General features: G+C 49.0%; 18 protein-coding genes. 7 read left to right on the forward strand and 11 right to left on the reverse strand.

Annotated elements, in window-relative coordinates; translation table 11 throughout:
- On the forward strand, nucleotides 1-838 hold an 838-nt coding region (locus HOK28_05835; protein MBT6432592.1), incomplete at its 5' end, for a phosphoribosylformylglycinamidine synthase.
- A gap of 18 nt (nucleotides 839-856) precedes the next feature.
- Here the strand turns inward: HOK28_05835 and HOK28_05840 are convergent.
- Entirely contained in the window at nucleotides 857-1,201 is a 345-nt protein-coding gene (locus HOK28_05840; GenBank protein MBT6432593.1) for a PilZ domain-containing protein, read from the reverse strand.
- A gap of 258 nt (nucleotides 1,202-1,459) precedes the next feature.
- On the opposite strand from HOK28_05840, the gene HOK28_05845 reads away from it, so the two are divergent.
- On the forward strand, nucleotides 1,460-2,599 hold the full coding sequence (locus HOK28_05845) for a saccharopine dehydrogenase (protein ID MBT6432594.1): 1,140 nt from the start codon (nucleotides 1,460-1,462) through the stop codon (nucleotides 2,597-2,599).
- A 41-nt stretch (nucleotides 2,600-2,640) separates the two neighbouring features.
- Here the strand turns inward: HOK28_05845 and HOK28_05850 are convergent, their stop codons facing one another.
- The gene (locus HOK28_05850; protein MBT6432595.1) at nucleotides 2,641-3,492 is read right to left on the reverse strand and encodes a response regulator; all 852 of its coding nucleotides are present in this window, start codon (nucleotides 3,490-3,492) and stop codon (nucleotides 2,641-2,643) included.
- Nucleotides 3,493-3,620: 128 nt separating this feature from the next.
- Between HOK28_05850 and HOK28_05855 the strand changes: the two genes are divergently transcribed.
- On the forward strand, nucleotides 3,621-5,444 hold the full coding sequence (locus HOK28_05855; GenBank protein MBT6432596.1) for a hypothetical protein: 1,824 nt from the start codon (nucleotides 3,621-3,623) through the stop codon (nucleotides 5,442-5,444).
- A 19-nt stretch (nucleotides 5,445-5,463) separates the two neighbouring features.
- Here the strand turns inward: HOK28_05855 and HOK28_05860 are convergent, their stop codons facing one another.
- Entirely contained in the window at nucleotides 5,464-6,666 is a 1,203-nt protein-coding gene (locus HOK28_05860) for an exo-alpha-sialidase (GenBank protein MBT6432597.1), read from the reverse strand.
- Between the two features lie 439 nt (nucleotides 6,667-7,105).
- Between HOK28_05860 and HOK28_05865 the strand changes: the two genes are divergently transcribed.
- On the forward strand, nucleotides 7,106-7,852 hold the full coding sequence (locus HOK28_05865; protein MBT6432598.1) for a ParA family protein: 747 nt from the start codon (nucleotides 7,106-7,108) through the stop codon (nucleotides 7,850-7,852).
- Between the two features lie 8 nt (nucleotides 7,853-7,860).
- Here HOK28_05865 and HOK28_05870 read toward each other — a convergent pair whose 3' ends face one another.
- The 3 genes from HOK28_05870 to HOK28_05880 form a co-directional block, all read right to left on the reverse strand.
- Nucleotides 7,861-9,480 (reverse strand): hypothetical protein, encoded by a 1,620-nt coding sequence (locus tag HOK28_05870; protein MBT6432599.1) that lies wholly within the window; start codon nucleotides 9,478-9,480, stop codon nucleotides 7,861-7,863.
- Between the two features lie 141 nt (nucleotides 9,481-9,621).
- Nucleotides 9,622-11,112: a hypothetical protein gene (locus HOK28_05875; GenBank protein MBT6432600.1), complete on the reverse strand. Its 1,491-nt coding sequence runs from the start codon at nucleotides 11,110-11,112 to the stop codon at nucleotides 9,622-9,624.
- A gap of 150 nt (nucleotides 11,113-11,262) precedes the next feature.
- On the reverse strand, nucleotides 11,263-12,573 hold the full coding sequence (locus tag HOK28_05880) for an HDOD domain-containing protein (GenBank protein ID MBT6432601.1): 1,311 nt from the start codon (nucleotides 12,571-12,573) through the stop codon (nucleotides 11,263-11,265).
- A gap of 216 nt (nucleotides 12,574-12,789) precedes the next feature.
- Between HOK28_05880 and HOK28_05885 the strand changes: the two genes are divergently transcribed.
- Nucleotides 12,790-13,899 carry an alpha/beta hydrolase gene (locus tag HOK28_05885; GenBank protein ID MBT6432602.1) on the forward strand — a complete coding sequence of 370 codons (1,110 nt, stop codon included), beginning with the start codon at nucleotides 12,790-12,792 and terminating at the stop codon, nucleotides 13,897-13,899.
- Here HOK28_05885 and HOK28_05890 read toward each other — a convergent pair.
- Together HOK28_05890 and HOK28_05895 are read right to left on the reverse strand one after the other, a co-directional pair.
- Nucleotides 13,891-14,406, reverse strand: a complete 516-nt coding sequence (locus HOK28_05890; protein ID MBT6432603.1) for a hypothetical protein — start codon at nucleotides 14,404-14,406, stop codon at nucleotides 13,891-13,893. The two genes, HOK28_05885 and HOK28_05890, sit on opposite strands and share 9 nt — an antisense overlap.
- Before the next feature lie 192 nt (nucleotides 14,407-14,598).
- Entirely contained in the window at nucleotides 14,599-16,089 is a 1,491-nt protein-coding gene (locus tag HOK28_05895) for a HAMP domain-containing histidine kinase (GenBank protein ID MBT6432604.1), read from the reverse strand.
- A 423-nt stretch (nucleotides 16,090-16,512) separates the two neighbouring features.
- Between HOK28_05895 and HOK28_05900 the strand changes: the two genes are divergently transcribed.
- Nucleotides 16,513-16,971: a chemotaxis protein CheX gene (locus HOK28_05900; GenBank protein MBT6432605.1), complete on the forward strand. Its 459-nt coding sequence runs from the start codon at nucleotides 16,513-16,515 to the stop codon at nucleotides 16,969-16,971.
- 27 nt (nucleotides 16,972-16,998) lie between these two features.
- Here the strand turns inward: HOK28_05900 and glpX are convergent, their stop codons facing one another.
- From glpX to HOK28_05915, 3 genes are all read right to left on the reverse strand, one after another.
- Complete coding sequence (glpX, locus tag HOK28_05905; protein MBT6432606.1) at nucleotides 16,999-18,009, reverse strand: class II fructose-bisphosphatase; 1,011 nt, start codon at nucleotides 18,007-18,009, stop codon at nucleotides 16,999-17,001.
- Nucleotides 18,010-18,171: 162 nt separating this feature from the next.
- Nucleotides 18,172-18,621 (reverse strand): hypothetical protein, encoded by a 450-nt coding sequence (locus HOK28_05910; protein MBT6432607.1) that lies wholly within the window; start codon nucleotides 18,619-18,621, stop codon nucleotides 18,172-18,174.
- Between the two features lie 12 nt (nucleotides 18,622-18,633).
- The gene (locus tag HOK28_05915; protein ID MBT6432608.1) at nucleotides 18,634-21,687 is read right to left on the reverse strand and encodes a hypothetical protein; all 3,054 of its coding nucleotides are present in this window, start codon (nucleotides 21,685-21,687) and stop codon (nucleotides 18,634-18,636) included.
- 357 nt (nucleotides 21,688-22,044) lie between these two features.
- Here HOK28_05915 and HOK28_05920 point away from each other — a divergent pair.
- Nucleotides 22,045-22,773, forward strand: a 729-nt coding sequence (locus tag HOK28_05920; GenBank protein MBT6432609.1) for an amino acid permease, incomplete at its 3' end; no start/stop codon positions are given.

Raw genomic sequence — 22,773 nt, forward strand, 5'->3', positions numbered from 1 at the left:
AAATGCTCAATTAAGCTTCGATGTGAGCGAAAACATCGTTGCACCCTTGATCAATACGGGTGCTCGCCCTCGTATGGCGATTCTTCGCGAGCAAGGCGTTAACGGTCAAAATGAAATGGCGGCCGCATTTCATAAAGCAGGGTTTGAATCTGTTGATGTTCATATGAGTGATATCCTTAGCGGAGCCGTCACGCTTGAGGATTTCAAGGGCTTGGTCGCTTGCGGCGGTTTCTCATACGGTGATGTTCTTGGAGCCGGTGAAGGCTGGGCCAAATCAATTCTCTTTCACCAGCAAACCCGAGAACGGTTTACCAAATTCTTCGAACGCAGTGACACCTTCTCTCTCGGTGTCTGTAATGGCTGCCAGATGATGTCGAACCTTAAGACGATTATTCCTGGTGCAGAGCAATGGCCACGATTTGTTCGCAACCAAAGTGAGCAGTTTGAAGCCCGAGCGGTCATGGTTGAAATCCTAGAATCCAGTTCAATTTTTCTTCAAGGGATGAACGGCTCGAAACTCCCCATCGCTGTAGCGCACGGCGAAGGCCGGGCAGAAATTCCGGAAGGCAGCAATCCGAGCTCACTCTTTGAGAAGAGCCTTGTAACGATGCGTTATGTAGATAACCGCGGGCAAAGCACTCAAATGTACCCATTGAACCCGAATGGCTCGCCAATGGGGATTACTGGACTATCCTCTAGCGATGGACGAGCAATGGTGATGATGCCCCACCCTGAACGGGTCTACAGAACCGTGCAGAACTCCTGGCACCCGGATGCTTGGGGTGAAGACAGCCCTTGGCTACGAATGTTTCAAAATGCCCGTAAATGGGTTGGTTAAGCAGCTCTTACAAGCACTCTAAAGATCTGGGGCAACTTCGCTGTCTAGAAACTCTTTGAGAGCCTTGCCCTCATCGGAACGAATGCCATCTTTAAAAGCCAGTGCGATTAACGTTCCTTCGACCCAAATGACACGCGCCCGCAAGACGAGTTCTTTCCGGTCTAATAAGAGCGTCACATTCCCGTGAGCTCCATCGGCGGACTTAAGCGTTTCCGCGTCGAGTTCCGCTTCAAACCGGACGCCACCGCTACTGATATCTTGAGTTTGCCCCACCATGACAAGGGCGCCTACGTTAACTTTACAAGCTACTTTTCTGCGAATTCTTGCGCTGATTCTTCGCTCGCTGCCGGTCCACTTTGCCATGGATCTCCCCTATCTGGTCGAATACTAATTTGTCATACAACGGTACCCGAGTATGGCTCATTTCCCGAGGCATTGACAAGAGCCAGCCAGTTTCCTATCGCCCGACCATGGTCCACGATAGCCTCATCGCTGACACGTCAGCCCGGTCCGCTCAAGTCGGAACCATTGCTTACCTGAACAGGTTCAGTGGCCTCTAAATTGTCCCTGCTAAGCCCCATTCGATTAAACTAAAAACGACCCCCTTAATGGAGAATCATTATGAAGACCATCGTCCTCGGAGCAGGATTGGTAGGTGGCCCCATGTCACTCGACCTCGAACAAGACCCAAGCCTCAAAGTAACCGTCGCAGATCTTAATGAAGCTGCGCTTCGCAGCCTCAAAGAGCAAGCACCCAACTTGCAAACTGAAGTTGTAGATTTAAGTCAGACTAAAAATGTGAAGTCACTTATCCAAGACTACGATTTAGTTCTTAATGCCGTGCCCGGCTTTATGGGTTACCAGACTCTCAAAGCTATCATTGAGTCCGGTAAGAACGTCGTAGACATCGCTTTCTGTCCTGAGAACACCCTTGAGCTCGATGAGCTGGCCAAGAAAAACAATGTTACAGCGATTGTCGACTGTGGGGTCGCTCCTGGTATGAGCAACATTCTTACCGGCTATGTCTACTACCAAATGGATAAAACCGATGTCGCTTTGACCTATGTTGGCGGACTCCCGAAAGTGCGTAGCTGGCCTTATGAGTATAAAGCGGTCTTTTCCCCCATTGATGTTATCGAAGAGTACACGAGACCGGCGCGCTACGTCGAAAATGGACAGCACGTTGTTCGTCCAGCACTTAGCGATGCAGAACTCCTCAATTTTCCAGGAATAGGAACACTCGAAGCCTTTAACAGCGATGGGTTACGTACTCTAGCCGACACCCTTGATGTACCCAATATGAAGGAAAAGACGCTGCGCTACATCGGACACATCGAGAAAATGGCAGTTCTACGAGACAGCGGATTTTTTGGTACTGAAGAAATTCAGGTCGGAGATGTATCCATTCGGCCGATGGATCTTACCTCCAAGCTACTTTTCAAATCCTGGAAACTAGAAAAGGGTGAAGCCGATGTCACTGTGATGCAGGTTATCGTTGAAGGTACTCAAAACGGTAAACAACTGCGTTATACCTACGACCTCTTAGATGAATACGATGCGAAAACAAGTGTTCATTCGATGGCTCGTACCACAGGTTACACCGCCACAATGGCATTACGTCTATTGAGCCGAGGCCTCTACAGCGAAAAAGGAATCATCGCTCCTGAATTTATCGGCAAAGATAAAGCATGTGTCGACTTCATGCTTGCTGGCCTGGCGGAACGCGGAGTTCATTATAAAGAAACAATTGATGAGATTTAAATAAAACGCGGCGGGCCTAAAACCCGTCGCTTATCTCTCTCCTACGACTCTTTTTCCCTCAGAGCGTCCAACTCGCGCAATAATATTTTTTGAATCGCTTCGGTCATTTTCTCAAAGCTTACACCAAGCTCGACCTGTTTTTCCTCGCGTACCCACATCACCCGAGCCTCCGACTCTACAAACCCCCAAGCCGTTGCGAATGTTATCTGGCACAACACTCCGGGAGAGACCTGCTCGATCGGGATATTGCCGGTTAATCTAACGCGGGCCCCGGCAGAGGAAACATCAGAGATTTGTGCAGCGTGTTCTTGACCGTCAATGCGTAGATAGCAATCCAAGCGAACGAGAACGCGATTTTGTTGACGCTTCTCCGGCACGTAAACTCTATGAAGAGGTTGTTCTTCAGTCGAGGTTCCATCAGCCTCGTCATTTTTAATCATTCGAGACATCGCCAGTTTTAGGCGGATAAAATCGACTGGTTTTGTAACGAAGCCATCCCCACCCGCAAGAACCATATCTTGCTCGCTGTAAAGCGCGGCGTAGGCAGTCACAATGATCACAGATGCACCATTTAACGGAACCCCCACTGCATAATCAGGTGTGTTCTCCCGCTCAATTCCCTTGAGCGCTTGCGTTAATTCGATACCATTGAGGGTTGAGCCCGAGAGCTGGATATCCATCAGAATAATGCTGAACTGCTCGCGCCGCAGAATCTCACAAGCTTCTTTATCCGAACGGGCGCGCACCAACTCGAAGCGCTCGCGCAAGGCAAATTGTGCCACGATAAAGTTATCATCTTCATCCTCAACATAGAGAATTTTCTGGTTTTCTCCCGCTGTTTTCCCGTCGTGGGCACTGGTCTTTGAAGAGGTGGGTAAACGAACAAGAGCCATTGAAGGCGTCTCCTAGTCGGGGTCGCATCGTCTCACATCAATAGTGTACGCACTCATTCTTCCCTTGTACAACTACACTGAAAAATCCAAGGCTAGGACTCACTTTAAATTTTACCTATGATAGCCCCATGAGAGCGCCCAACGATACTGCTGAACCTCCAGCGATGAACCTGATGAGAATCCTTGCATTTGGCTTGGTAATCTTACTGATTATTGGGGGACTCTCTCTTTTGGGCTTTGACCTCTATCGCGGCCTGTCTGAGCGCACCGAAACTGCCCAGCTCAACCTGGAACAAGCACTTCAGAAGACTCAAAGACAAACTTACGTATACGCGAGCATGCTTGCGAAAAATCCGATTATCCAAAGGGGTAGCCATTTCAGGACAACCGGATCACTTTTGCAGCAAATCGTACCCACTCTAAAGCAATCCAAGGTTCACCGCATTACGATCCATGACCGTCAGGGAATTGTTCTCGCTCAAGCACACGACCCAGATAAGTTCAATATCCAAAGCACCGCTTCCGAAATTCAAAAGTCGCTGGAAGGCATCACTTTAACGACCGTTTATTACGAAAAAGATGTTTGGCTTCTGAAAACAATCACACCTATTTTTCATCAGGTCGAGGAGAACATTGTGGTCGGCACAGTCAGTGTTGGCTACATTCTTGGTGATGATTTTGCAGCAAAACTTGCAAGCGATAGCAGCCATCCCGTTTTGCTCACGGACCAAACATCCGTACTGGGAAGCTCGTTCCCCAACAACAAACCTAAGTTGTGGAATTCCTCAGCGAAGCGGTTCAAACATTTAAACGAAAATTATGATGTGGTCGCCATTGCTCTCCAAGACGACCCTGCTGCTTCACTGCGAGCCGTTGTTTTGGTGGACACTCTCTCGCAGCGTCTTACGCTCTACTGGATTACCTTAAGTATTCCGGCCCTTTTAATTGTCCTATTTCGAGAACGAACTCGCGCGCTCAACAAAGAGAAATACTTTGCTGAAAAACGCGCACTGACCCAAGAACGAAAGGCTGCAGCCCTTGTTCAGGAAGAAGTTCATCAACGCCGGCAAACCCAAGCAGCCCTGGAGATAGCCCTAGAACAAGCCAATGAGTCCAACCGCCTGAAAGGTGAGTTTCTATCGACGGTGTCCCATGAGTTAAGAACACCGCTCAATGCCATTATGAATATTCCGAAAGGGCTCTTAAAAGATTATCGAGAACTGGATTGCTGGACTTGCGACCAATGCACCGCGATTTTCGAAGATTCAACTGGCGAGCTCGACAAGAATGAAAAACAGACTTGCCCAGACTGCGGAAGCAATCTTCTATTTTCACAACGGACGTTATGCGACGGTGACTTCGCTGAACATAAGTCGTTCTTAGGCCGTATCGCACGCTCTGGCTCACACTTGCTTCATCTCATTGATGATGTCCTTGATATGTCCCGCCTGGAGGCAGGAGCTGCGAACGTTAAGATTACTGAATTCTCGACCCACGACCTCTGCAATGAACTCTCGGACCTCACGTCCCGGCTGGCCCTAGAAAAAGACATTGAGGTTCAATACCCGAATCCACTTGAAGCCCGGGAGGTCAGAGCCGACTACGTTAAGCTCTTACAGATCCTCGTGAACCTTATTGGCAATGCCATTAAGTTTACCGAGTCCACCGGTAAGATTGAGCTAAGCATCGAGCATAAAAATGATGCAGAAAAAGTGCTCTTTAAGGTAAGCGACAATGGGGTGGGTATCCCTGAAAAAGAGCTTCAGGTTATCTTCGAAAGCTTTCGACAAGTTGATGGTTCCGCCACCCGCACGCATCAAGGCACAGGACTGGGACTTTCCATCAGTAAAGGGTTGGTTGAGCTCCATGGCGGAAAAATCGGTGTTGAGAGCCAACTGGGAAAAGGCAGCACATTTTACTTCACGATTCCTCAGCCATCTACGCCAAGCTAACCGCTGAGTTCACCTAACCTTAATTGCCAGACTCTGCGACAAAATTTATATCCATCAGATAGATTTGAGTGCCGCGCCGACTGCTCTGCCCCTCTAACCACGTAACATCGGGTTCATCCAAAGGCGAAGTGTAGTTGGCCATTAAAAAGCTGTGAGGCCCCGTGCGCCAAATCGCTGGGAATGCCGTGTCACCCGCTCCCGGAATATCCATAATATGGACAACTTGCTTTTGCTCTTGGTCAATCTGGTAAATGGCCGTGCGCTTCGGGCGCAATGAATAATCGATGACATTGGCATCGTCAGGTCCGTAGGGTCCACCAATATCTCTTCGAGCAACGAGATAGAGCGTGTCGCCATGGCGGAACATTTCAGGTGAGTCGTACCGCTCGGGATCACAAATCGCAGGACAAACCCACTCGGTAATATTATCAGCTGGTGCATAGCAAACATGCGATCCATAACCGCTGGCATCCCCATCTTCATTGCGTGTGACCAGCCAAAGAGTCCCGTCTGCAGCAAATTCAAACGCGACCTCGGATACTCCGCCCGTATAAACATTTTCTTTACCGTTTACTTTTTCCCAAGTTAGACCATCCGTCGATTCTTTAAAGTAGACCTCAACGTCGCTGTCCTCTTCATAGTGTCCTCCAGCATAGCTGGTCATAAACAAACGGTCGTTTCGAACTTTTATGTCCCATGGCACTTCAGGTTCCGGGTTAACAGTTTCAAGTTCTGACCAGTCTTGGAAACCATTACGCCAAGTTCTCAGAATGCGCTGTGGTTCAAAAGCCGTCATGATGACACCAGCCTGAAAGAAGAGCAGCTGAAGCTTTCCCTGATAAGAAATTAACCGAGGTTCGCGAAGGTCAGTTCCGATGTCGATGGTATGCTCGAATTCCCAGGTCTTGCCGTCATCACTTGATGACATCACATGCATCTGCGGATCCTCCGAAGCAAAATGCGTGGGACCGGAACGCCAAGACATAAAGAGGCGGCCATCGAAATAACAAATATCTACATTGTTGTTCGACTCCTGCACATCGATTTCAACGGGTATCGTATCAGACGGTACAACCCAGCGAGGTTCTGAGACCTCCAAAGCATAACTTACCGACGTGTCTACAACATAATCAGCTGGGTCGTTGCTCGGAGCATCCCCCAGTGCTGTACAAGCTGCTGAACAAGACAAAAGGGGCAACATCAAGAGGCGAAATAAACGCATGGCAATCTCCAAGTTGACCTGGACCTATCCAAAGCACCTGCCTCGGTCAATCGCTGGGGATACGTCTTAATCAACTTTACGATGGGCACATGTTCACAAAATGGTCGGGCTTTTTAAAAAAACCACTATTCTGGAGGTTTCAGCCGCCGATAAAACGACGCTCATGGAGTTCTAGAAGATTCGCAAAATGGACTGCCTAAATCAGACCAATCAGAATACCCAGATTGCGCCTTAGGTTAAGCCCCCCTGCCTCGCCACTGAGCAACACGAAAATTGGGCCAACCCAGCGCTTAAGCTCATCGGTCATTGCTTTCCATATCCGCTCTGTTAAATAGTTTGAATACAGAGCAGGCCGCGCGCACACCGGGGAACCAACAACCTCACACGTGTCTCGCAAACTTTGATTCTAGGTCGGATTGTAAAAGGATATCGATAACTTATGAAGCTTATAGGAATCTACAATATCAAGGGCGGAGTGGGTAAAACCACAAGCACTGTCAATCTGGCCTGGCTTTCAACCCAACTCGGCGGCAGAAGCCTCGTTTGGGACCTCGATCCCCAAGGCGCCGCGAGCTTTTATTTTCGAATCCAGCCTAAAATTAAAGGTGGTACGAGAAAACTTCTCAAGGGTAAGAAAAATCTATCGGATGTGATTCGTCAGACCGATCACCCCGGGCTTGATCTAGTACCTGCCGATCTCTCTTACCGTAATTTTGATGTTGCGTTGAACAACTCCAAAAAGCCAGGCGAAGTGCTTCGCAAGCTCCTCAAGCCGATACGATCTGATTACGACTACGTATTCTTAGATTGTCCTCCGAGTTTTTCCGTACTCTCAGAAAACGTCTTTATGTCCTGTGATGCGGTGGTTGTCCCCATGATACCCACGACTCTCTCCGTAAGAACTTACGCACAGCTTATCGGCTTTCTAAAAGCGAACGATATGGAAAGCGTGCCGCTTATGCCATTTTTCACAATGGTCGATAGGCGCAAGCGGATGCACACCACCATTCTAGAGGAAATGCCAAAGCGCCGGGAAGAGTTTCTTAGATCCTATGTGCCTTATGCAAGTATCGTTGAACGCATGGGAACAGAACGACGGCCTCTTCACCTCTATGCACAGAACAGCAGTGCTGCCTGCGCCTATACAGACCTCTGGAACAACATCACCCAGCGACTGGCCCAGTAACTCTGGTCTCAGTCTTTTGTCGGTATTTTTTTCGAAATCCCAGATAGAGAATATTGGTCCAAGAGGCTCCCCCTCATCTTGGGTGAGGTCTCAAGCTTATCATCACCGCCACGATCCATACGCCCCATCTTTTGGTAAAGAGGGAATACTTCCCGCTTACGCTCTGCCCTCTCCATCATATTTTTGAGAGAGGAGTGAGGCTCGTCATCTTTCTTGGCAAAGCGATAACCATGTTGGGCCATTTTATAAGCCGCCCTGTTGCGAAACTTATCTAGAGCAGCCGTTGATTTAAACTCCATGAGGCCACCAGGTCCTCTGGCCAGTGTCTCCTGCTCATGAATTATACGGCGTGCTTGCCCTGAATGAAGCTCCGGCTCACTGCCCGAGAGTAGGCCATGGGATAGATATAGCCTGGCTGTATCCGGAGAGTGCACCAAGAGGCGCCTCAAATTGTCGCGGCTCTTGAGATAAGATTGCTCCGGTGCTTGAGACTCAATCTGGTTATCGGGCGTGTAGCTTGAAGGATCCGATGGCATCGATACACGAATCTCCTCATCACCCTCTTGCTCTAAAAGAATCGATGGACCATCAAACCGGCGGCCGCCCAGTTTTCCCACAAGATACAAGTCTGCATTGGCCCCGCCATCCACAACGATACCGTGTTCTAAATCTAAAGCCTTTAGATAAACGGTCGTTCCTTCGGAGTAGATATCTAAATAGTTCAGTGCTCCGTCGTGACGGGTATGATTTCCGAGCTTGTGAACAAGATCTGTCACAACCTCTTCAACCGAGTCGCCTGGATCAAACTCTTTAAGGGTAATACCAACCCCATTGATACTCACACTCTTATAGCTAAAGTTCTCAGCCCCCTCGTCTTTGCCAAAGGTCACCTGCGACTCGACTTGAGCGAACTGACCTGTCGCCTTCACGCCTGTCTCTTTCGATACATCGTTGATTGCTTCAATTCGGCCGTCGAAAGTGTCCGTATAATAGTGCTTGATAGCCACACCATTGATGATCACTGCGTTTTCTGACCAACCACTCTCAAGTTGAATGCGGCCTGTATCGACCGAGCTGCCAGGAGTTCGAGAATGATGAATATTGGATACACCGTTATTGAGTAACGTGATCAACCCTTGATTTTGGTCTGTCGTAGAACCACTGGTTCCCACTGCCAAACGTATCGGTAAATTATTCGTTTTCTCAACGTGAAACCGCGACCCGTTGACCTCCCACTTGGCACGCACATTGTTAACCGTATTCATATCGGTAGCTAATTGCGTAAGTAGATCTGACTTGGATGTATAAGAACCCGAAGTGGAAAGCGTGACTTCCGTTTCGTCAACGAAGATCCGCATTCCGTTGGTAATATCCGAACTTGAGAAGCCATGAGCTGAACTTGCACTCGGTATCCTGTTTGCAAATCGAGATGAGCGTGAGCCGCTTATTTCTCCGTCTTTCACCTGAACCCAACCAGCACGGCCACGGGGTGAAGCCGTAGACCGAGGCTTATCTAGGTCGATAACATGTGTTTGAAGTGATTCAGCTTTGCGCGCAGGCGTGGGTAAATTTGCTCCTTGGCGCAGAGACGCGCTTGAATAGCCCAGTGATATTATTCGCGTCTTCATTATCTGCCCACGCAGCTATATTTGCCCCAAACGGCAACATCTCTATGATTTTATTATAGATTCTAAAGTGTCGATCGCACCAGAGAAAAGCACTTAGATTGATGAGTCGTTATCCTACACTCGTACCCAACATCTTACCGGTTAATGGGTTTCAAAAAGAACCGGCATCGCTTGAGCACCTTCTGCATTTTCCTCCCAGATTGCAGTAAGTTCCTGCTCTGTTGCTCTCACTCCAAGGGACCAAGATGCCCTGCGATCGCGGCTGGCTCCCTCGTACTCATCCTCCCCAACTGGGATCTCTTCGGACCAGCCATCTATCCAATACCCGACGAAGGCACTGCCCTGGCCCTCGCGGTAAATCACGTAAATCCCTGCCCTAAATGGAAGGTGCCGCATGACTTCAAGAGAGGACTCGTTGGGCGACTCTCCTACCAACATTGAAAAAAGATGGCGTGAAGCATCGCAATTCATAGTGCGGTCAGGACCAAGGTTATCGTGAATCGTTAATTTAAAATCACCTTCAGCATAACTGGCTAAGGGTGTTCCGAGGCGTTCACCGGGAAAAAACTGGCTCGCTGACGCATCGTCAGACGCTGTCTCTTGAACGGGTACCGAGTTCTCCCAAGGATCTTGAAAAGTATTACCCTCAATGCCAACAACAATCGGCATCTCTTGAGAGAGCTCTCCAATATCTTGATGCGTGGGTTGCTCAAACTCTTCCACCAAACTATCCGGAAGCTCTTCCGGTAACTCGCCTGGCGATCCCATACGAATAAATGGAATGCCATCTCCCATTTGAAATCCGTGTTCGGCAAAGACCTGGGCAACATCACTTTTTTCGTGAACCTGATGAGACATACCAATCTGCACAAATGCGTCATAGTCCACGACCGCGTCGCCATAAGCCAGCCGGTACAAATAAGTAATGTAAAAAAGGTCGGGGACCGCCTGCCACATGACTCTTTGATGCAGTTCCGCGTCACTCTCCAATAAGAGGTTACTCGTCTCTATGGCCAGGTTAAAAGTAACGATGAAACGCATTCGGTCGACGTGGCCAAAGTAATTAAACACGAACTGCGCCCACTCGTAGGCACTCCACCGCTGACCGTTATCAAAGCGTTCTAAATAGTGAAGGGTTAAATCTTCCACCACCCAATCAAGTGCTTCATGACGACCAAACGTTGCATTAAAACGCTGCTTCACCAGTTCGTCGCGAATCGCAGCATATTTAATGATCAACTCCTCGTGAGGAATATGGTCATAAATATCGACCGATGTTTTGTTTCGATAATGCTGACGCCATGTTTCTAAAAAGACTGAGAGTTCCACTGGGTCAATCGAAGTGACCCCGCCCTCCAAAGAGCGAAATCTCTGGACCAAAGTGCTCCAAAAACGACGACGCCCAAACCAATTTGATTTTTTCAAAACACCATTCATCAAACCGATAAAATAGCCATCTGGTCGAAGTGGGTGAATCTTCTTCTCACCTTCATCCTCGTTTAAAATGAGGCCTATTTCTTGAGGGTCAAAGACAGACTCGGCCTCAAAGTATTCCTGCATGTGGATGGCCATCCAGGTGACGAAAGCATCTTCATGCTCTTGAACGTCAAATCTAGATTTCTTGAAAAACATGCCGACTCCATACGCAAGGCAACCTTTTTCAGGTTGGCGCGTAAAGTGTCCCAGCTTTGGTGTGGTAGGTCCAGCCTCAAAAACAACGCGCCTAAGTTCATCGCGTCTCTAAAATGTTCTCTGCGCTATTTAGATGTGCCCAAGGCCCGATCAGTCTTCGCCCGTGTCTTGAATAAATATTTTTTCCAAGCGGCCGATGGTTTGAGCCAATTGCTCTGGCTTCATTTTCATTGCAACCACGGCCGGATGCTCCATGGTTTCCTCTTCCATGATGCGTCGTTCCTCAGGTTCGAGCGGTTCATCAATGAAAGTAAAAACGGGTAAATCCATCAGCACCTGAGCAAGGTGGATACTGCAGGCCAGAATCCGACCGATCTTCGACAGCCCCTTTTCTCGCCAGGGCTCTGGATAAAAACCAATAGCCTCACCAAAAGCAGGATCGATCTCCCATTTCTTAACGAGGGCTGCGCCCAGTACTGTATGGTCGACTCCAAAAAGGTCCGTCTCCGCCTCAAGTGGATGGATCCCGTCGACCTGTAACGAGATGCAGTCTTCGAACCGTTGATTGTCGAGATTGTTGAGTAGTGTTTTACCCACGTTATGTAAAAGACCTGCAACAAACGCATCTTCGTGAAGCTTGTATGGAAGTGCTACCACCTGAGCAGCGCTGGCGATTGTTCGCGACTCTTGCCAAAGCTTTTGCGCTCGCGGCGAGCTCTTTTTATGAAGTGAGTTCGCAGAAAGTCCAATGGCTAAATTGTTCACGTGCCGTAAACCCACCCGTACGACCGCCTGCTTGATAGAACGAACAGGTACGGAGCGCCGGTAGAGAGCTGAGTTTGCGGTTTTCAACAACTGGGCAGTGAACGCTTGGTCGCTTTGAACAACCGACTCAATTTGCTCAGCATTCACATCCGGATCACGACAAAGACGAACAATGCGCATGGCTATAGCCGGCATCATAGGAAGATTGGAGTTATCCAAAAGATAATTGGCAACATCGTCTACCGACGGGTCTCCTCCCACCTCATCTGAACCAGAAGCTCCATACTCGGCGTCAGCAGTACCATTGGCGCCGCCTTTACTGGCGCTTTTCTGCCCTGGGACCGGTAGACCTTTTACTTTACAGATCACCTGGATGAGATCAGCTGGCTGGAACGGCTTGAGCAAGCACTCATTAATCCCATAATGAAAAAGTCCGCTGACAACTTTAAACTTATACTTCGGAGGAAGTAGAAGAATAGTCTCGGTGTCTTCGCTGTAATGACGGATTGCCTTTAATGTCTCGAGGACATCCGGCAATTCAAAGTCGAGGATGAATAAGTCCGATTCGACAAGCCCAGCTGGCTCGACATCATCTGCGGGAACGACCGCTTCGACCACGTCGAAGGTGTCTGCCAGCGCGTCTGCCACCAACCCAAAAGACTCTGGGCTTGAATGAACCATCTGAATCTTGGTCATCGACCAGTCCCCCAATAACGATAATGCTAGATTAGAGAACTAGACTGCCAAGCTTGAGAGTCTGTGTCCAATGATCAATGAGACTCTCAGCCCTGTAGCCAGAGCCCCCAGACGCACCTACAATGACTCTCCCAAGATTGATCCCTAGCATTTTCAGCTAATTGAAAATCTATATCGGCTTGATGCCCTCTTCGAGATGGCCCATATTTTTGTTGGATGAGCATTCAAAATACATCACGAGATCTTTTTACCCTCTTACGCTGGCTTGGTCCCTGGGCCGATGAAGACAAGACGCCTTCCGGTATCGAACGGCACGAAGAGTTTCATCCCGTCCCGGGGTCTAACCAGAAGGTTAAGACATGGACTTACATCGACAAGAGTCGGGCACCGAAAGGAGCATACCTCATCGGTCCTGGGCTCCACTTTAAAGGCGCTGAGCATGAAGGTTTGGACCGGTTTGCTCGAATACTTGCCAAGGCCGGTAACCTTATTATGTCGCCCTTCGTTGAAGATTTTTCGAACATGCACATCCAACCCAATACACATGTGCCTTTTCTCGGAGCTTTCGACGCCCTGCTAGAGCACCGACTTTTACCCCCCGGTATCAAGCCCGGTGTATTTAGCATTTCGTTTGGCTCTTGGCTCGCGATGAAGCTGGCAACTTGCCCCGTTCGCAATAGCCGTTTGGGCGCCTCCGTTGTGTTTGGCGGGTACGGCAACTTTCAAGAAGCGGTCGATTTCGCCATCTCTGGAGAGCTTAACGGCGAACGTTATACCCATCACGACCCCCGTAATGTGCCAGCTATATTTATGCACATCGCAGACACATTCGATGTTGATGCGGCAACGCTGCGGCAAGCATGGCTTAAGTACATGCGGCAAACGTGGCAAATTGACACAATGAAATCGGCTGAAGCTTGTCATCGCAAAGCGAAGAGTTTGGCATTGGAACTCCCCATAGAATTCAGAGATGTCTTCTTAGAAGGCTGCGGTGCATTGCCCGGAGCCCAAGCGAGAGTTCGTGCTTCACTTGCGGACAAGAAGTTCGATTACCTTGATACGCGCTCAGACTTTCACGCCATTCAGTGCCCTGTCTTTATTATGCACGGTACCGACGATGATGTGATCCCTTACACTCAACTCGAGAGCCTTTCCCGTGAACTGCCTCTTCACGTAGAACAAGAGACCTACCTGACAGGCCTCTATGGACACAGCAGTCAAGATGGCCAAGCACGCACCGCTTTGGTCAACGCAGCATTTAGAGAATTAACCACGATGGTGAGAATGTTAAAAGCAATTCACCGGGGCGGACGAATGTCAATTTGAAGCAGGGCGAATGCTAAGTTCAACCAAGGAATACTCATTGTTGCCGTGGTTATCGACATGGTAAAGAATCTGCGCTCCCTCGGGATAATCTTTTGGGGCGAGCAGGGTCACAACATCTAAGCCGCTTGGGTAGGGAATTGGGAATTCGTTATCCCATATCAAATCACCATCAATGGTAACCACGACATGAGCCTTCGAGCCCATTGGCGCGGTCAACGTGGAGTGCCAAAACCTAAGATAAAACTCTTCGCCTTCAGCGATTGAGCTCAGAGCTGGCTGCGTCACAGTAACCCAAGAACAATATTGGGTGTAGACAGAATAAACCAACTCTCCACCGAGGTCTTCCGCCAAGGTGCCGAGTTCAGTATCACAAACTAATTCTTCTGGCCGCTCACCAAAGTAGTCGCTTGGCACTTCTTCGTTGACCCATTTGTATTGGTCGACAAGGTAGCGTTTTTCTTCCGGTCGCGATTCTGCACAGGATATCAAGGCCAACAAAGTGAGCACGAAACCTACACTCTTCAAAATTGAAGGAAGTTTACTCATACATGGAGGTTTACCAGAATCCTGGTACCTTAGCCAGATTCTCTAATCCGCACTGTATAAGAACCACTTCTCATGGACCCGGCCTAAAACCCGCAAAGGCTGCAGCGATTTAATTGTTTATGATTCTAGATTACGAATCGAATAGAGCTGGCACTAAGCCAAGAGAGCGAATTCACCAGTCGAGGTAGAAGAACCTTCGGGGCTGCCTATGGGTAAAATCACACGAAATGTTGTACCCGCTCCCAATTGGCTTTGACAAAGAATCTGTCCACCAAGAACGTCGACCAACCCCTTCACGATTGAAAGTCCGACACCCACACTGGATTCATTCGCAGTGGGCCTCGCCGATAGTCTCGCGAACGGTTTGTAAAGATTAGTCATATCTTCAGGAGTCATTCCTTGGCCTTCGTCACGAACTACAAATTCGACTTCATCAAAACCGGTATGAATCTCAAAATAAACGACTGAGCCACGGGAAGAATATTTGATTGCGTTTGAAATCAGGTTTTGCAGAATCTGGCGTAGCATTATGAGATCCGTCCAAAGTTCGTGTGGGCGCTCCGGCGCTATGCATTCGAGTTGAATATGCTTTGCACGTGCACGGCCATAGAACTCTTCAAGCACATTTTGATGAATCATGCCGGTATCAAGGGCCACCGCCTTAGGTACCATTTGGCCTGTCTCTAACTTATTCAGGTCAAGCAAACTCTCGAGTAGCTCACGCATATGGTCTGAAGATTTTAGGATAAGCTCTAACGCTTCTTCTTTCGTTATCCCTGGCTCACCATCATCATCAAGTGCCAAACGGGCCAAGCCCGTCATTTCACTCAAAGGTCCTCGTAAGTCGTGGGCTGTCATACGCAGGATTTCAGACTTTACCCGGTTGCTCTCTGCCGATTCAGCTGCGGATTTTTCCGCGAAAGACAGTGCCGCATCTGCTCGGCGTTTGGACCCAGCGACCCGCTTGAGAGAGTTTTGTGCTTGGTCACGCGCAGCGCGCATAGCCACATTGACTTGCTTCAAACGGTTTAAGGCGTCGAAGCGTAGATATTCCGTATAAAGAAATGCCATCAACACAACACAAAGCATCGCGCATAAAGTGGCTATATTGTTGATTCTCATATCGCTTGCAGTGGTCGGGAGTTCAACAACCCAGCCATTGGGCGTGAGCCACCACTGCACCATCACGATACCAGCCGCAATGAGCGTCCAACCGATTGCGCCTCGCGATCCTGCCACGCTCCCGGCGATAAACGGTAGAGGTACGACCCACCACAAAACAGGAGAATTCCAACCACCGGTAAAACAAGAGACCATCAAAACAGTCGTGCTAAAATGAAGAAGAGATACGAATGCCGCCACGTTTAAAGAGCCGGTCAGGCGCATCAAAAACGGGACCAAGCAGGTAATAACTCCCCACCATACAACGGGACCAATTAGGTGTTCCCAGCCAAGCCAGCTGTAAACCGTCCAGGCTATCGGGACCATGGGGACAAATAACCATGAAAAAACCACAATGGTTCTGGCACGCCGAAGCGCCTCTTCATCACCGTCCTGAATCGCGGGTGGAAGGAAGCGGTCGACGACGACTTTAAGGATTCTTAGGGTCTGTTGGATTCGATTCGGCTTACTTTCAGTCATCATTAGTCATCACTCGGCTAGAGATTCGTGAGCGATGTACAAGCGGCCCATATCATCCTATGAGCACAGAGCGTGCCAAGAACCGGTCGGTTAGACGAGTGTAAAAGAGAAGAGATAACAGCCGGTTGTGAGCCTTAGAGGAGTTCCAAATAGCTAAGCGTCACTTTTTTAACCGATTTATTAGTCTGTCCGCCGAAATAACGGCGCCAGCGTTCAAATTTTTATTGAAGGCTTCAGCTCAAGTGGTCAAACTGATGCTGCCGAAGATTAAGGGCACAATTTTCCGTGGAATAGAAAATATCGCTCTATTCCAGGTGATAGAATCAGGGATCGAAAACCCTTTAAAATCAGATGGTTGTACACGAGTTGTGCCCGAGGGCTTCCATCGGTCCCATGTCTTCGTGCTATAGTCGAAACCAAGTAGTTATGACTCAAATATTAGAAGAACAAATAACGTACGTCGTTCAAAATGCATTCTCTACGGTTCTTGAAACCGAGGTGCTCTCAAACCCAGCCGCCATGGTTTTAGCCAAGGGCGAGCCCTACATCACTGCATCCATCCAAATCAATGGCGCCTGGAAGGGCGTTGTTTCCGTTCATGTACCGTTTGAACTTGGCGAAGAGATTGCAGCTCTGATGTTTGAAGACGAAATCGATTTCATCAACACAGAAGACCTTGAAGATGCGATGGGAGAAATCACCAACATCATTTCAGGGAGCTTCAAGTCTATGCTCGAAGGTGTTTGCCACCTGGGCCTACCGATTGTTACCCGGGGTACTGACTACACAGTTCGCTTTCCTGGCGGAACAACGAAAGTAGATGTTGGCTTTGAGTGCGATGACTTTTGTTTTCACGTCTCGCTGGTCCAAGCCAACCAAGACTGACTGATAAGCTTGCTGCTGGCGAGCGTCCTAAAGAATCAATTTCTTAAGCGGATCATCCTTGCGGTCTAAGTAATGAATAGACCGAATACGGCGAATGGTTCTCGATTTACCGCGAATCAACAAGGTCTCGCTGGTTGCAATCGTGCCATCACGGGTAATGCCTTCTAGCAAATCTCCCTTGGTGATGCCGGTTGCCGCAAAGATAACATTATCGTTTCTTGCCATATCGCCGATTTTCAAAATGCGACGGGCTTCAATACCCATTTCCTCGCAGCGCTTTAACTCGAGTTCACCCGCAGCAATATTTTCAGGAGTGTCTGCTTTGACTTCATGCCGTGGTAGGAGCCGTGCCTGCATGTCACCATCCAACGCGCGAATGACCGCTGCGCTGATAACACCTTCTGGTGCCCCGCCAATCCCATAGAGCAAATCAACTTCGCTGTCGGGCATGCAGGTAAGAATCGATGCTGCAACATCTCCATCAGGGATTGCGAAAACACGAACACCAAGCTTTTGCATTTGGGCAATGACTTGGTCGTGACGGGGCTTTGCCAAAGTAATCGCCGTAAGCTCGCTCAACGGTTTGTTCATAGCCTTCGCGGTCGCGCGCAGGTTGTCTTCAAGAGGCTTGGCAAGGTCAATGACGCCGCGAGCAGCTGGGCCCACGATTAGTTTTTCCATGTACATGTCGGGAGCTTTAAGGAATGTGCCTTGCTCACCAACCGCGAGTACTGCAATTGCATTGGGTTGCCCCATGGCGGTCATGCGTGTTCCTTCAATCGGATCAACCGCGATATCAACCGCATCTCCTTCGCCAGTACCAACCTTCTCACCAATATAGAGCATCGGTGCATCATCGATTTCACCTTCGCCGATGACAATCTCGCCTGCGATATCGATTCCATTTAAGAAAAACCGCATTGCTTCAACAGCTGCGCCATCAGCAACGTTTTTATCGCCGCGCCCAAGCCATTTGTACCCAGCAAGCGCCGCTGCTTCGGTAACCCGTGAGAATTCAATTGCCAGTTCACGTCTCATTGCTCGACCTCTTTGGTTAAAAGCTGTGACCGCGCGAATAACACTCACTCGCGCCATTGTCATTGCGAATAAAACATAATGATATCAGTGGATTGATAAAAACAGTGGGAAGTAGATCAAGGGTATACGGAACTAAAAGCCGTGACATCGTCCCGTGGCAAACTACTTTTTAGATGGTTTTGATGCTGTGCCCAGTTCGGAAGAGCCGCTTACAACCTTGGCTGCGCCGCGCTTGGGCCCCGGCGCCACAACTCCAGGATTTTCCTCTAAACCGTGCAGCGTAAGCTCTAAATCCATGGGTACCGGTGGGGCCAGATGGTCGTCACCGGTTACGCTCTCGGTGAGCCGCGTAGGAGATTTCGGCGCAGGCGTATTGCTGGGTTGCTGCGAGCCAAACAAACGGACAAAATCTCGCGGGCCAAATTCAACTGAAGACATATGGGTGACAAGGTTGTCCAACCCTGTCGAACCTGTTGCAACTTTAAGCTTTTCGGCCAAGGCATTTACAGAGACTCGATCGCCTTCTTCTTTACCCACAGCCTGAGCAATATTCCTGGGCGTTAGATCCCCTGGAACATTGTATGATTTTGAATTGATTGAAAATGCCGCCACGTTGGACCTCAGTTACATATTAATATTGCGACTGTATCGCGCTGTTCGGTAATCCATTTCAACACGCCGCTTATCCACCGAATAAGCGCCATCCCAAAGCGGAATCACTGCGTCGTTCCAAGTTTGGTCAGAGAGAAAACGCTCGCCATCCGCAAGTGTTACTTCACACCAAATATGGAAACCCCTGAAATCGTTCCCGCTCGTATTGGCTGCACCCGATGCCAGACGTGAATCAATGCCCGCCTTTTGCAGCAAGAGATGTTCTAAAATACACTGGTGACGACACACACCACGCTCGATTTTCAAAAGCTCGCCCAAAGAGAATCGTCCAAAGCCATCAACGAGTTCGTGGTAACGAGCTGCCTCAGCATCTGGATTACTATCCTTGGACCGAGGATAAATCATCGCATCGTTGGTATAGGCCATGAGGGCTTTAATACACGCTTTTTGAGCCTTGGCCAGTTCAACCGCATTCATCGTGCTTGTCTTACCCGGTGGCAAATAACGCGCGATGATCGGGTCTGCTTTATCCAAGAAAGACTTAAGCTCAGCATCAGTCTCAACATTGATATTGACGTCTGAGAAGTAATCCATGCTTGGTTCAAACCAGTGAGGGTTATTGGCTTTACGAATCGTTCTTAAACCAACGGTCTCTTCTTTGGCTTCGCCAGCAGGGTTTGTATAGCTCACGGTATAATCACCACTGGCCGTAAAACCCGTAATCGTACCTTCTAACAATTTAGAGCGAGTCTTGAACTCTTCACCTTCTTCGTGCGCTTCTTCCACGTCCCTATCGGAAAATGGGAAATCGATTTTATCACCGACGCCGTAAGAATACTGAATCGGTGCCCGGTATGCTTTAACAGACTCTGGAATCACAATGTTAACTTCACCCTCGGTGCCAATCGTCGCTTCGAATACGGGTGAATAATAAGGAGTGTATTTCGCAAGAGCTCCGTCGGAGCCTTGAGCAAATCGCCCAACCAGCTCGGTGCCATCTTTTACGCAATAAATAAATTGCTCATGGTCACCATCGCGGGCTGTGTACTCAATAACAATCTGCTTACCTGGAAATTTCTCACGAAGCTCAGCCACCGGTCCTTCTGAACGCAGGGTTTGCTCACCCACAACATCCAAGATCTCGACTGCTTCTTTCGCACGGTATCCAAAGCGCTGATTCATCCAACCGTACCGCAGCTCTGTAGCATCTACAGCTGCGCTAACCTTGCTAGCAACGGCGTCATAAAATCCCGCCAGCGATGCCTTCTCTCCGTTGATGGAGCAAAGTGGTAACTCTTTACCTTGGACTGCATAAGTCGCAATACGCTCTAGTTTATTAAAGTCGAAGAATGTTTTATCTGACCAATTGGCTTTGTAGTCGACAATGATTTTCTCAAGCTGAGCTGCGCTCTCACCGTCAATCAAACCTTCGCCTGAATCACCTACAACTTTTACGGCACGCCCAATGTTTTCAATGCTCATAGACGAGCGCATGTTGTTGCTTAAGGTCTCACGAAGAAAAGCTGCGGCTTCTGTAGAGAGCTTTACATCTCCCCATGCTGGTTCACGGCCGCTTAGTCCTTGCATAATTGGGCTCAAGAGTCCTTTAAGCTCACCTGCTTCTTTGCGTAAATCAGTGCGTAAATCGTTGTATCCAAGCTTGCCATCTTTACTGGCTTCAAGTTGGTCCTGGTAAGGAAGCGCCATCTTACGAAAGAGTTCAAATGAGGACGGAGACATCACGCCATCTGCCGCTGTTGGCAACATGGAGCGAGATTCTTCGAGGCACTTCACCATCTCATCAACACTGCGAGAGTCACGAACACTCGGTAAAATACTTTTCACAAATGCTGCTTGTTCAGCGCTTAACTTAAAGCCTTTCAAGTTAGGCTCAGCTGCATCAAGCTCGCCAATCACGGCACTGACCGCCTTGTCACTGTTGATACCGGCAACGAGTTTTGGTGCGTTCTTGTTGAAAGTCCCGAAAACGTAAACAACCTGTGGGTAGCGCTCGATATAACTTTCAAATTCGTCATTCATTCGGTCGAATTCTTCGCCGACCCAATGCTGATTCCAACCAGGGTTCAGTGCATCCCACTCTTTCATACCGCCGAGAATGTTATCGACACCCGCTTGGTTCTTCGCGAAAACAATCGCTCCTAATCCAAATTGAGCGCCTCGACCTTTAACGTTGGTCCAGCCAGCTTTCGACTCTTCTTTCACCATGGAGTCGAATGCGGCCAAGACTTCTTCGCCGTGCTCCGGAAATTCAAACGCATTAAAAGTCGATTTCGATTCTTCCGATAATTTTTCACCCTCGCCCAGCGTGCGCTTCACCATCATTTTCTGAAGGGGTGTAGAAAACTGCGGCAGTAATTCCGCAAGTTTTTCCGATTGCTCGGCCGAAAGGCTTTCTTTGCTATTAGCCAAAGCACTTAATGCTGCGCCCATCGCTTGATGGCGCCGAAATTTACCTGGCTCTTCATCGGAAACGGCAAGCGCCTGCTCGAGCTGCGTTAATAATGTATCGGCTAACTTCGTTTTGGCCCCGGGTGCCAATTCTTCATTTGTATCCTGGACAACTCCTGGACGACTCATTGCCCAAAGCGCACTAAGAAGCGTGTCGCCTGGTGATGATAAATCCATCACCGGTCTGCGGCCATCTACACTTAAAGAACCATCATCACCTAGGCTCACATCTTTGCCTCCGAATGATTTGGTCGAAGCAGCTGTCGGTTGCTCAGTTCCTCGCTCCTGAAGACGTTCTACAAAACCCGTCTCGCCCGCTGGTACATCCAGTGCCGTTGCACCCGCTTCAGACTGCAAAGCGCCCATCAACTGGTTGATGACTTCCTTGCGTTCCGGCGTGGACACATCCAAGCCATCACCCGTTTGACCCAGAACCTGACTTAAAGCCTCAACAACTTCGTTAACTTCCGCCTTGGAAACGCCACCCTCACGGATTTGACTGAGCAAGGTTGTCGCTTCTTCTGATGTCATTTGCTTATCTGCCAAAAGGGCATCCAAAGAGCGGCGGATAGTGGTCGGCGAGTTCGATACAGGCATAAAAGAGTCCCTTTTCAGCCAGCCCTTCGATGAGCTGGAGCACGTTTACGTCTGAATTATCGCCGATTAACCTAGATTGTTGCTAGAATTTAAGAAGTTCTTCAAAAGGGAATAATGCCTACGAATCTCGAGTTTAGGTACGATGGCGTAAAAGCTGCGGACCCGTAAGCAACTGATATAATGATACTTTGTTTCATCTTTCTTTGTTTTGATCACAAAGTTTACTCTCAATCGACATCTCGGTCTCGCATTCTCTTTTGAAACTCTGCTAAGGTTTTTAATGGGGCAAGATCGCTCATGGTTCGGTCTCTTCTCGGAGATACGAGCACGCAATAGTTGTTACATGGGAGCTTTTCGTTGAAGACGCTGGAACGCCGGCTTGGCCTTTGGTCAGTTGTCACTATCAGTCTTAGCGCGCTACTGGGCGGGATTTTTGTTCTTCCGGGAATCGCGATTGGTAAGACAGGGTCATCCGCATGGCTGGCTTATCTCGCGGTCGCCTTCTGCATTATATCGCCATCTTTATCTAAAGCAGAGCTCTCCACGGCGATGCCACACTCCGGCGGAACCTACAACTTTGTAAACAAGGCGTTTGGACCCTTACTCGGAACCGTTATGGGTTTTGGGCTCTGGGCATCGCTCCTCCTAAAAAGCGCCTTTGCACTGCTTGGTTTTGGTGCCTACTTGCGAGTTCTCGGCGGAGGTCTCCCTCTCAAACCCATCGCCATCGGCTGCCTTATTCTCATCACGGTGCTCAACTTGGGAGGGGTCAAGAAGGTCAGTCAGGCCCAGTCTTATATTCTCGCCGTAAGCCTCGCTGCCTTGGGAATGCTAATCGTCGGCTCGATTCCAAGCATCCAAACCTCGCAGGTTGATGCTTTTTTTAGCCATGGCCCGAAGGGGTTCATCGAAACCATTTCTTTTCTCTTTGTCTCTTATGCCGGCGTCACCAAAGTTGCGGCCATTGCGGGCGAAGTCAAAGACCCTGGTAAGAACCTTCCCCGCGCAATCGTTCTATCAATCGTCATGGTAACGCCAGTTTATTGCCTCGTTACTTTTGTGCTCGCCGGTAATCTGGACCACAAC

This window comes from Deltaproteobacteria bacterium (genome assembly GCA_018668695.1).
GTDB lineage: Bacteria > Myxococcota > XYA12-FULL-58-9 > XYA12-FULL-58-9 > JABJBS01 > JABJBS01.

Coding starts and splice junctions, on each gene's coding strand:
- HOK28_05845 (MBT6432594.1), top strand. CDS start 1,460: ATGAAGACCATCGTCCTCGGAGCAGGATTGGTAGGTGGCCCCATGTCA.
- HOK28_05885 (MBT6432602.1), top strand. CDS start 12,790: ATGAGCATTCAAAATACATCACGAGATCTTTTTACCCTCTTACGCTGG.
- HOK28_05865 (MBT6432598.1), top strand. CDS start 7,106: ATGAAGCTTATAGGAATCTACAATATCAAGGGCGGAGTGGGTAAAACC.
- HOK28_05870 (MBT6432599.1), bottom strand. CDS start 9,480: ATGAAGACGCGAATAATATCACTGGGCTATTCAAGCGCGTCTCTGCGC.
- HOK28_05895 (MBT6432604.1), bottom strand. CDS start 16,089: ATGATGACTGAAAGTAAGCCGAATCGAATCCAACAGACCCTAAGAATC.
- HOK28_05915 (MBT6432608.1), bottom strand. CDS start 21,687: ATGCCTGTATCGAACTCGCCGACCACTATCCGCCGCTCTTTGGATGCC.
- glpX (MBT6432606.1), bottom strand. CDS start 18,009: ATGAGACGTGAACTGGCAATTGAATTCTCACGGGTTACCGAAGCAGCG.
- HOK28_05880 (MBT6432601.1), bottom strand. CDS start 12,573: ATGACCAAGATTCAGATGGTTCATTCAAGCCCAGAGTCTTTTGGGTTG.
- HOK28_05860 (MBT6432597.1), bottom strand. CDS start 6,666: ATGCGTTTATTTCGCCTCTTGATGTTGCCCCTTTTGTCTTGTTCAGCA.
- HOK28_05900 (MBT6432605.1), top strand. CDS start 16,513: ATGACTCAAATATTAGAAGAACAAATAACGTACGTCGTTCAAAATGCA.
- HOK28_05840 (MBT6432593.1), bottom strand. CDS start 1,201: ATGGCAAAGTGGACCGGCAGCGAGCGAAGAATCAGCGCAAGAATTCGC.
- HOK28_05875 (MBT6432600.1), bottom strand. CDS start 11,112: ATGTTTTTCAAGAAATCTAGATTTGACGTTCAAGAGCATGAAGATGCT.
- HOK28_05850 (MBT6432595.1), bottom strand. CDS start 3,492: ATGGCTCTTGTTCGTTTACCCACCTCTTCAAAGACCAGTGCCCACGAC.
- HOK28_05855 (MBT6432596.1), top strand. CDS start 3,621: ATGAGAGCGCCCAACGATACTGCTGAACCTCCAGCGATGAACCTGATG.